This is a genomic window from Candidatus Wallbacteria bacterium (genome assembly GCA_028687545.1).
In the GTDB taxonomy this organism is placed as follows: domain Bacteria; phylum Muiribacteriota; class JAQTZZ01; order JAQTZZ01; family JAQTZZ01; genus JAQTZZ01.
In genome coordinates, this window is sequence record JAQTZZ010000083.1 from 1 (window position 1) to 9,899 (window position 9,899).

At 48.6% G+C, this 9,899-nt stretch carries 7 protein-coding genes; 2 read left to right on the plus strand and 5 right to left on the minus strand.

The features are described 5' to 3' along the window. Positions 1-326, plus strand: a 326-nt coding sequence (locus tag PHW04_18450; protein ID MDD2717873.1) for a hypothetical protein, incomplete at its 5' end; no start/stop codon positions are given. Between the two features lie 83 nt (positions 327-409). On the opposite strand, the gene PHW04_18455 is transcribed toward PHW04_18450, so the two are convergent. Continuing rightward, entirely contained in the window at positions 410-2,581 is a 2,172-nt protein-coding gene (locus tag PHW04_18455; protein ID MDD2717874.1) for a hypothetical protein, read from the minus strand. Between the two features lie 243 nt (positions 2,582-2,824). On the opposite strand from PHW04_18455, the gene PHW04_18460 reads away from it, so the two are divergent. Next, the gene (locus PHW04_18460) at positions 2,825-3,727 is read left to right on the plus strand and encodes a C1 family peptidase (GenBank protein ID MDD2717875.1); all 903 of its coding nucleotides are present in this window, start codon (positions 2,825-2,827) and stop codon (positions 3,725-3,727) included. 70 nt (positions 3,728-3,797) lie between these two features. On the opposite strand, the gene PHW04_18465 is transcribed toward PHW04_18460, so the two are convergent. From PHW04_18465 to PHW04_18480, 4 genes are all read right to left on the minus strand, one after another. Next, positions 3,798-6,332, minus strand: a complete 2,535-nt coding sequence (locus PHW04_18465) for a serine/threonine-protein kinase (GenBank protein MDD2717876.1) — start codon at positions 6,330-6,332, stop codon at positions 3,798-3,800. 250 nt (positions 6,333-6,582) lie between these two features. After that, positions 6,583-8,052 carry a bifunctional UDP-sugar hydrolase/5'-nucleotidase gene (locus PHW04_18470; GenBank protein ID MDD2717877.1) on the minus strand — a complete coding sequence of 490 codons (1,470 nt, stop codon included), beginning with the start codon at positions 8,050-8,052 and terminating at the stop codon, positions 6,583-6,585. Between the two features lie 199 nt (positions 8,053-8,251). Next, complete coding sequence (locus PHW04_18475; protein ID MDD2717878.1) at positions 8,252-9,001, minus strand: hypothetical protein; 750 nt, start codon at positions 8,999-9,001, stop codon at positions 8,252-8,254. A 172-nt stretch (positions 9,002-9,173) separates the two neighbouring features. Then, on the minus strand, positions 9,174-9,899 hold a 726-nt coding region (locus PHW04_18480; GenBank protein MDD2717879.1), incomplete at its 5' end, for an ABC transporter substrate-binding protein.

The following is a 9,899-nucleotide window of genomic DNA, read 5'->3' on the forward strand; positions in this document are numbered from 1 at the left end:
AGGAAGGCATTTGCCAGGGAGGGGAGCTGCACCCCGTAAAAACATATAAATATACTAAGGAAGTGGCTAAATACAAACACGATCTCAATACCCTGCTGGACAAAGTGAAAAATTTCCTGATCCAGCTCGCCAACCCCTTCAAGGAGTGCGTATGCAGGCAGGAAGCAGACGGCACGCTCATGTTATACGGCCTGTGCCGGGACGGCAGTGTGAAGCTGTATTACATCGAGACAGGCAGCAACCCTGTGCAGAGCATGTCCTGGACCGGATCTGCCGCGCAGACGATATGGAGAGCTGTGAAGTCCTGCGCCGGATCTGCAGAATGAATCTGAAACAGCCATAGATACAGAACAACCACGGACTGAAATCCGTGGTTGTTTTTTATGGCCGATAGCTCGACAGTTCTTTCTTATTTCAGCGAAGCAGCCTCGAAGTATTCCTGCGGGATCGGGCTGATGGAAACCACGAAGCAGGCTTTTTCATTCTCATCCCCTACGTCATCCGCGGCATAATCATCTGCGCGCAGGATGCCGTCATAGAACAGACGGCCCTGGATTTTCTTTTCAGCGCCGCAGACGATCTTTTCCACAACAAGGTTGCCATGGAGCTGGATGTCCCCTGAACTGTCCACTGCCCTGCAGCAGATGCCCGCCCTGTTCTGGCTGCTACTGATGGTGACAACATCATTGCAGATTATCCCCAGAGCAGTCTGAACCTTGAAATATTTATTCTTGTGGGGACTTTCATGATATTTTGAAGATGAGAGCCTGAATGCCTTACCAGTAAGAATCATCCCCGGGCTGTTGACTTCCACTTTCAGTTCACCGCAGTCTGCGACATCCACGACTCCTTCCGGGTAAAACCGTCCTCTGGAATCCAGCAGCGTGGTATCCGGACCCAGTTTTTCAACTCTGCGAGTGGCTCCGGCCAGGAATTTATTATTAACCATCTCGCCGCAGCCAGAGAGATTCGTGCCTGATTTGAGATTGAGATCAATACTGATTTCAACCGGTTTTTTGTCGTATGGGCTCCAGCCATTATCCACTTTGACTTGATACTGGCCCTTGAGTTCTTCTTTAGCGGTCTTGATGTGAGCCTTGTCATTGGCATCCCAGGCAGTTTCCGGTTTGTGCTGATAGCCATTGTGATGGTAACAGAGAACAGCCCATCTGCCGAAGGGGTCTTTCTGGCAGACCGGGCCTTCCTCAACTTTGATCTGGAAATTAGTGTCATTGACCGCCTCGGATTCATACTTATATACCCGCCAGACCTTTTTAACGTCTCCGAATATCCTGCAGGGGACTGAGCAGTTTTCATAAAACAGATGGGTCCTGCCTGTATCCAGGCCGGAATTGAAGAATGGGCCGTTATTCACTTTTTTCAGAGGATGCTGGAAGGAGGCGAAAGTGATTTCATCCCCGCAGTTTCCGCTTGCAGGATGTGAACCGTTTGAGCCGGACATGATCGGTTCGGAATGTTCTTCCACTTTGTGTCCGCCTTTGGTTTCTCCAGGTTCGCAGGCATTGAGAAGGATTTTTTCCTGGCTTTTTTCATGCACCTGGCCTCCGCCCTTGCGGCAGGATGGGGCACCCTTCGACTCTTCGGCTCCGGTCAGGGAAATAAGTTCAGCGGCATGATTTTTTTCTTGTGAGGCTCCGTTTCCGGCCAGCGAGAGAATGTTTTTCGCTTCCCATGGTTCGTTGTCAGCAACGAAATTGTCGGTATCTTCAGGCTTGAATGCCTGATCCATGGATTCGTCCCACCCGGGGATCAGCGATGCTGGGGAATTGGTTTTGGACTTGTCGGAAAGCAGATCGCTGGTCTTTTGTTTGATGCCGTCGGCCCAGTCCTCATGGCCAGAATAAAGAGGGAAGAGATTGACGAGCGCTTCTTTGCCTCCAATCGAAATGCCTTCGCTCGGGTCACCGATGTTCGGCTTGTTGCTGACGAAGAAATGGTCGCCTGTATTGAAATCCTTTTTGGAGTCATTGATTCCCGCCACCATCATCACATATCTGTTTCCGACCGGGCGGACATCTGATATTTTAACGCCAAAGCACTGGGTGACGTCCTTGACGAATGGGTTCAGCTTCAGCTTACTGCCTGTCCCCTTGAATGTCACCCTGGCATTGATGGTCAGCCGCTTGGTGCGATCGCCGAATTTATCAGACAGATCCTTATGCAGTTTCAGGCTTTCCGAGACAGCAGCCTCGATTTTGATCTCGAAACAGCAGGTGTCGATCAGGTTTTTTCCGCTGTCATTATTATTCATGTCATCGACGAGCCCCGACAATGCTGATTTGTAAGGCTCTTTCAGATCGTTGAATGTCAGCAGCTTAACCGTAGCTTCGTCTCTGACCATTGCTTCGCGGATCAATCCGTCCCTGTTCATGTTCTCTTCGATCTGTGCCAGCGCAGCCTGGATCGCGGCGTCTGCGATGTAGCCGGCCCGCAGATGGTCCGCGCTCCTGAATGTGAAACTGAGCTCATGCTGTGCCGATTTGTTCAGGTAGATTCCCAGCATGGACAGAACCAGCAGCAGTACCAGAACGAGAGGCAGTGCGATTCCTTTTTTACTCATATACTCCCCCTTAAACTGAAGATACTCAGATACGGCAACTGGATACTCCGCACTAATGCTTGTAAATTAATTATTGATTGAAACGATGCGAATCTGAAGTTTCAACCTGCTTCATCCTGCTTCTTTATATTTGTTGTTGATGAATTCAAAATCACAGACTGAAGCGGAATGCAGCTGAATGAAACTTCAAACCCCTGCGTTTCGAAGGATAATGAAAAGAGAAGAAAGACACAGGAGGGAATTATGGAGAAAGCTTGGATTTCAGTATTTGTTTTTCTGGTCGCAACGAATGCATGGCCTATGGATCTTGAAGGGATCAGCGAAAACCGGCTGATCCGTTTCAATCAGGCTGTCAGGACTGCCGAACAGGAAGGGGCGACTTACAGGATGTCGCTTGAAGCTGCACCTGCCGGAATTATTTATGAGAGCATCTGCGGACTGGTTTTTCCAAAGTCGATTTCCGAAAATGCCTCTATCCTCAACTTGAAAGTATCGAAAAACCTGCCTGCGAAACTGGACTGGCGGGAAATGAAGGCGGTCAGCACTCCTAAAAATCAGGGTGAGACTATGTACTGCTGGGCATTCTCTTTGACCGGCGGGCTGGAATCTCAGGTGATGATGAAGGGAAACCCTGAACTTAACCTGTCAGAGCAGGATCTGATCAACTGCAATCAGAACGGCTACAACAGCCAGACCGGAGGATTTCTGGATGCAGCTCAGTGTCTGCAGGACAAAGGTCTCCCTCTGGAAAAGGACTGCCCTTACATCGGGACAGATGGAAACTGCACGGACGACCTGTCCAGGCCTTATAAAATCACAGGCTGGAAAATGCTTGCCACGGATCAGAGCAATCCTGCAGATACGGATTTGATCAAGCAGGCGATCATGGATTACGGACCTATCTGCTGCGGCATGACCATTGACGGGAATTTCATGTATTACAGCGGGGGAGTTTACAACCATGACGCCACAGGAGATCCCAACCATGCCGTGATACTCGTGGGCTGGGACGAGTCGATGGGGCAGGTCGGCTGCTGGATTCTCAAGAATTCCAGCGGTACCCAGTGGGGCGAAGGCGGATTCATGTACATAGAATACGGCAAATCAAGGGTTGGTGTTGTGCCGACAGTGATGAACATGAACTGATCAGAATCAACTCGTTCGGAAAATTATTTGCGATGGGGATTGTTTTTTAAGCCTGATTTCAGGCAGAAAATCAGTATTTCGTAATCCACTTGATTCCGGTCACAGGCCTGCCCAGTTCGTCGCCGAAGCGGGCGAAGAATCCCCATGATCCATCGATATCAGCTACTTTGAGCAGGAGATTATTCATGCCCTTTTCCAGATGCAGCTTCACTCCTGCGTCATCGGGGCCTGCCGCGTGCGGGCCGAAGTAGCTGTAAATTTCGTGCCCGTTCAGATAGATGATGATCGAGTCGTCATATCCGATCCAGAGAGTGGAATCGCATTCCTGGGTAGCTTCTACACGGGAAAATGCGCAGGCTGTAGCGTGATTCACTTTTCCGCAGCCGGAAAAAAGGTTCACGAAACTCTGTTCAGACCTGATGCGTTTCCAGACCAGATTTTTATAATTTGCTCCTTCATCAGGAGTTTTACCTGGATCCCAGTCCGTCTGTGAAAAAGCCTCTTCTATCGTATCGCCGCTATAAGGGATTGGGCCGAGTATCAGCCAGTCCCGGTTGAATTCGAGATCTTGCCAGGGCCTGCTGCAGAATTCAGTCCACATTCTGGAAGTGATATGCTCTGACATGATGTGACGATAAAAATCGAGCCAGCTTGTCTCGTTCCGCGGCCGCCGATAATGGGGATCGCCACCCTCCTGGCCTTCGATTGTCCCGCTGCCCGGGCTGGGGACGAGATCATCCGGGTAATGCAGAAGATTGGCGAAGGTCCAGTCTACCTGGTCTAGCCAGACATACAATTCCAGTTCTCCTTCCTGCTTGATTTTTCCTGAATTCATCAGACAGGAAAATCCCTTTTCAGGATAGCAGGCTCCTCCGTTAAATATCTGGGAGACTCTGTGGCCGCTGTCTCCGGTTTTAACATAACCAAAGATCGTGTCTGCCTGATTGGGCTTTAAATGGCTGGCGAGATTATTTTTCACATCTTCAGGAGTCAGAAAGTAATTCCCGTAAGACTGAGCGAGGCTTAACACAGGTTCGTCGATCACTTCCACAGTAATTTCGATCCGTACCATCCCTCTGCTGAGCTCAAAGACGTGACTGGAAAAGCTTTGCAAGCCATGTTCGATGGACTCAATCTCTTCAGTGCTGTAAGTGGCGCTGACTTGTATTTCCCCCGACCCTTTTGGTGTGAGTTTGAAATCCAGATTGCGGAAAATCGCTGCAGTGATTCTCCAGACACTGGCCCTGGACTGGTCCTGATTGGGAGGCACGAGAGAGTTCAAAGTTTTCAAATGGCGGACAGCTTCATCGCGTTGTTCCGGGCTGGCCTTGCAGGTGTCTATCACCCGCTCCCATGCTTCACGGCCGGCTGCCCATTCCTTTTTATCTTCCAGCTGTTCAGCTTTGGCGATCTGAGAAGGAGCAGGTGGACCTAGCGACAACCTAGATAGTTTTCCGTTCGGCTCTACTGAAGAATAATGGTGCCACCCTGCAATTGCGGCGATCGTGAGCAGCACTATGAAAAATACTTTCAGACGGATTTTAAATTGATCGATTGGAGCGGTGTGTGGCGCTTGAATAGGCCTGATAGAACCGCTTTCCCGGATATGCTCCTGGTTCCGGCCCAACCCCTCGATCCTGTCCATCATCCTGATTGCATCAGCCAGTTGCTCAGCTGAGGAAAACCTGTCTTCAGACTCCTTTTGAAGGCATTTCATGATCACACGGTTGATCTGGACAGGCAGGTCAGGGTTGAGTATGATCGGTTCTGGAAAATCCCCCTGCAGGATGGCTCTGGCAATGGCTCCTACGCTGTCCTCTTCCACAGGTCTTCTAAGTGTTACAAGCTCGTAATATGTCACGCCCAGACTGTAAATGTCGGTCTGGGCTGTAAGTTCGCCCTTTTTGCCCATGAACTGTTCTGGTGCCATATATTTATAAGTTCCCACTACCTGCTCAGTACGTGTGAGTTCAATTGAATCCTCACCTTTGGCCAGGCCGAAATCCACCAGTTTCACGGCCCCGTCATTGCAGATCAAAATATTGGCCGGCTTGATGTCCCGGTGGACGATGCCTAAACGGTGGACTGCAGTAAGCGTTTCTGCGATATCGGCAATCAGGGAATTGACTTTTGGCAGATACTCCGGATCCTGCAGGGGAGAAGACGTCGGAGTACGGAGAAAATAAGGAAGTATCTGTTCGTTTTTCCCTGGTGCATTTATTCCTGAAATTTGTTCAGGAAGTTTCCCTTCGGAAATGGATCTCGCCTTGTGCAGGAAGCTTTCCAGTGAATTTCCGTCCAGATACTCCATTACAAAATAGGGGAATCCTTCATGCTCCCCCATAGCATGGATCTGTACTATTCCAGGGTGGCGGCATTGAGCAAGCAGCCTGGCTTCACGCAGAAATCTTTCTTTGGCTTCTTTGAGAGCCCGCTCTATGACAGCCATTGACGGTATGTATTTTATCACCTTGATGGCTACTACTCTGTTCAGTGCCAGGTCCTGGGCTTTATAGACAGCCCCCATGCCGCCTTCGCTGATTTTTTCGAGCACTCGGCAGCCTGAAAGAATGGTCCCGATCTCAAGGGATGAAGAAGTACTCATAAAATCAAGATATCAGTAAATTTGCAGCATTGTCAAAGCATCGGATCTTTTGAATAAACCACTTCATCCTGCAGTCAACGACCTGGTATACAGGATTTTCACCTTTCCATAGAATTCTCTGGAAAAGGTTCCGCCTGCTTCATTTCGTAATCCACTTGACATCCTTTACAGGTCTGCCTGACTCATCGCCGAAGCGGGCATAGAATCCCCACCAGCCGCTGATATCTTCCACCTTGCGCTTCAGAACTGTTTAAGGCTGCAGAGGTTCAAATCTGATTTCAAACCTGTTTTCCAGAGCAGGAGTAGGATGTGGGTTTTTCTTAAAATAGGAGAGTATCAATTCCCTGATGCCTGTGCCTGCCAATGGGTTTTCAAGCTGCTTCCTGTTTTTGAAAACAGTGAATCCGTCGCCGCCGCCTGCGAGGTAGTCAGGAACAGCCACCAGATATTGCTGCTTATCGTTCAGCGTTTTACCGTCTTTCATGATTTCCAGATCAGTGATTTCTCCATTTTTCAGCACTGCCCTGTAAGAAATACCGGAAATGACGTCGAATCTGCTCTGAAGGGAATCCTCTGTCGCACCTGACAATCCCTGTCTGATCATTTCAAGGATTGCTTTTTTGTCCAGAAGATAGAAGACAACATTGTTATTGAAGGGAAGTGTGTTGTAAAGATCCTCTCCGGTGATTTTACCCTGAGGCAGGCCTTTCCGGACCCCTCCGGCATTGATCAGCGCTATGTCAGCGCCGGTTTCCTTTCTGAGGGCATCAGAGAGCAGGTTGCCGATTTTGGCTTCACCAGAACCGTTGCCTTTGATCGGAAGCGGTTCGTCGAGCGCGGCGATCGGCTGGCCGAGTGATTCCTTCAGCCTGGCCCTGTATTCTTCAGCGATCGATTTGATAAAGGGATCTTCCGTAAGATATGGTTTGACTTCAATCAATCCGCCATTGATGGATTTGCAGTCTTCGATTCTGATCCGCAGAAATCCGAAATATCTGCCCTGAGCCCCGGCCTGGACAATCGCAGTTTTTCCGATCCTGAACGGTTTTTCCAGCACTGTGTGGGAATGGCCTCCGATGATCAGGTCAAGCTGGGGAAATCTCATGGCTAATTCCTGGTCCTTGTCAAACCCGAGATGAGAAATGACAATAATGAAGTCTGCCTTCTTTTTTTTGAATTCCTTGAGAATTGTAGAAGTTTCTTTGAGAGTGGCCAGGAATTGAAAATCGCAGACAGCCTTGAGATTGGATATGGATGCCGTGCTTTCTGTAGTCAGAGCCATGATGCCGATTTTTTTTGTGCCGATTGTCATTACAATGGACCTGGTAAAGGACACACCTCCTCTGGACACCACATTGCTGGAAAGAAAGGGGAGACTGTACTTTGCGTTCAATTCCTGCAATCCGGGAGAAGGATAATCGAACTCATGGTTGCCGAAAGTGAGGAAAGTGAAGGGCATCGATGCATAAATCCTGGCTACCGACTCGCCCTGGAAGAAATTCGCGTAAACAGAACCTGAAAGAAAGTCACCGGTGTCGAATAACAGGCATGGATTATGGCGCAGACTGATACTTTTGTACAGGGTTTCGATCCTGGCTATCTGGCAGCCTTCGTCTTTGTATAGATATCCGTGAAAATCGTTGATATGGCAGATGTAAAAGGTTTCCGCCTGCAAAGAAAATGCTGAAAGTAAAGTTAGGGTGAAAATCAATTTTATCATTTCCGAATATGTCTCCCTGATTAAAGTTTTTCCATTTTTCCATCCATTATTCCCAGCAAGTAGTGACTGGAAGTGTCAAGCTCTTAATTCCGCCACATTTTACTTATTCTGCAGCCAGCAGGCTCTGTTACTTTACTGGTTTTAAAAAGCCCCGGGTTGGGTTACCCGGGGCAAATGAGGAGAGTATTAAGTTATGCTGTTAGTTTTTGAGAGATTCTCCTTCCCAGAGGCGGTTGGAAAGGCCGGATTCCAGGTTTGAATCATTGGATCTCATATCTATCGCTGCGAAGATACCTTCAGGCGCGATGTTTTCTACAGCCACAGCTGAACATTCGGCCGTTATCTGCAGGTTATCTCCTGTCACCTCGGGCCAGACCATTTTGAGGATATTTCTTACATTATCAATCGCCATGTTTTTCATCTCTTCAGCCATAGCTTTAGCTTCTGTAGAAGTCTTGAAGGTTGTGACAGTGTAATAGGTAATCTTGAAACTTACCTCTGAACTTCTGTCATACGATTCTTCAAGGTCAGTGCCTGAGGGCTTGGCTGTCACTGCGATGACCCCGAAAAATCTGCACTCACTGGTATCGTCGCCATTGGTTCCGTCCTCGACGCGGAATTCCACTTTCAGATCCAGCTTGTCTTCCGGCACGTCCGGCCAGACAGACTCTGCGTTTTTAATTGCATTTTCCTTGGCCTCTGTTTCCATTTTCTCGGCTGCAGCCATGGCTTCGCTGCTGTCCGAGTATGACTTCTCAGTGTATTCCTTTACTGTGACTGCCTCATGAGTGCTTGTCGTTGCTCCAGCCACAGGTTTCACAGTCACAATCACCAGTCCGCGATACTGCCCGATAACTTCTCCTGTGTCTGCAGCCCATACGCTGGCAGTCCAGGCCAGTACCAAAAATACCCCAGTCATCCATGCAAGTTTCATCGTTTTTTTCTTCATACTTTCCTCCTTGATACTTCTTTTCTGAATTTAATGCTTACTCCGCACGCGTCCATACTTTGATAATTTAATTATGCATGGTGCGAAAACACTATCCAGTTTCATTCCGCTTCAACCAGCTTCAGTTTTCAAGGTATTTAAAAGGGTGACAACTATGTGTGCGGACAAAAATTCACTTCAGGTACCGCTGCATGCCTGAGGGAACATACCATTTTTCCACATTAGTGAAAACCCAGCGGCCGGGTTCGATATTGTGGAAACGCTTATGCACAACCCAGATATCCTCGTAACTTTCCAGAAATGTGACAGGCTGATCTTCACAAATTAACCTGTGTATCCTGCGGTAAATTTTCTGTCTTTTACTCAGATCTATGGTTACTCTGCCCTCTTCGAACAGTCTGTCCACTTCTGAATTCTGATAGGAAGAAAAATTAGATCCCCGCACGTCTGATTCAGGGATATTTTTAGATTCCCAGATCAGAGAGTAATCATCCGGATCCTGAAGTCCATCCCAATACATGAGTCCTGCATCAAAATCGCGTTTCTGCATTTTGTACAGTAAATCAGTCAGGGGTAAAGATTCGTTTTTTACCTTCAGGCCGATCTCCTCCCAGCATTTTTTCACCAGAGCCGCAGTCAGTAAGTTTGTGACAGAAACTGCATAAGAAAATACTATTTCCCGGGTTTCAGGCCAGCCTGCTTCCAGCAGAAGCCTTTTAGCTCCGGCCGGATCATAGGGCAGTGGCTTCACTGTTGCATCATAGGCCCAGCTGGTTTTGGAAAAGGGACCTGCATGGACTGATCCGAATCCGTGATCTACTTCCCTGACAAGCTGCTCCCTGTCAATTGCCATGGCCAGGGCCTGCCTGACCCCCAGATCCTTAAACTCAGTTTGGGT

Bases quoted from the DNA above. Each gene is read 5' to 3' on its own strand.
- PHW04_18470 (MDD2717877.1), bottom strand. From the start codon at position 8,052: ATGATAAAATTGATTTTCACCCTAACTTTACTTTCAGCATTTTCTTTG.
- PHW04_18455 (MDD2717874.1), bottom strand. From the start codon at position 2,581: ATGAGTAAAAAAGGAATCGCACTGCCTCTCGTTCTGGTACTGCTGCTG.
- PHW04_18460 (MDD2717875.1), top strand. From the start codon at position 2,825: ATGGAGAAAGCTTGGATTTCAGTATTTGTTTTTCTGGTCGCAACGAAT.
- PHW04_18465 (MDD2717876.1), bottom strand. From the start codon at position 6,332: ATGAGTACTTCTTCATCCCTTGAGATCGGGACCATTCTTTCAGGCTGC.
- PHW04_18475 (MDD2717878.1), bottom strand. From the start codon at position 9,001: ATGAAGAAAAAAACGATGAAACTTGCATGGATGACTGGGGTATTTTTG.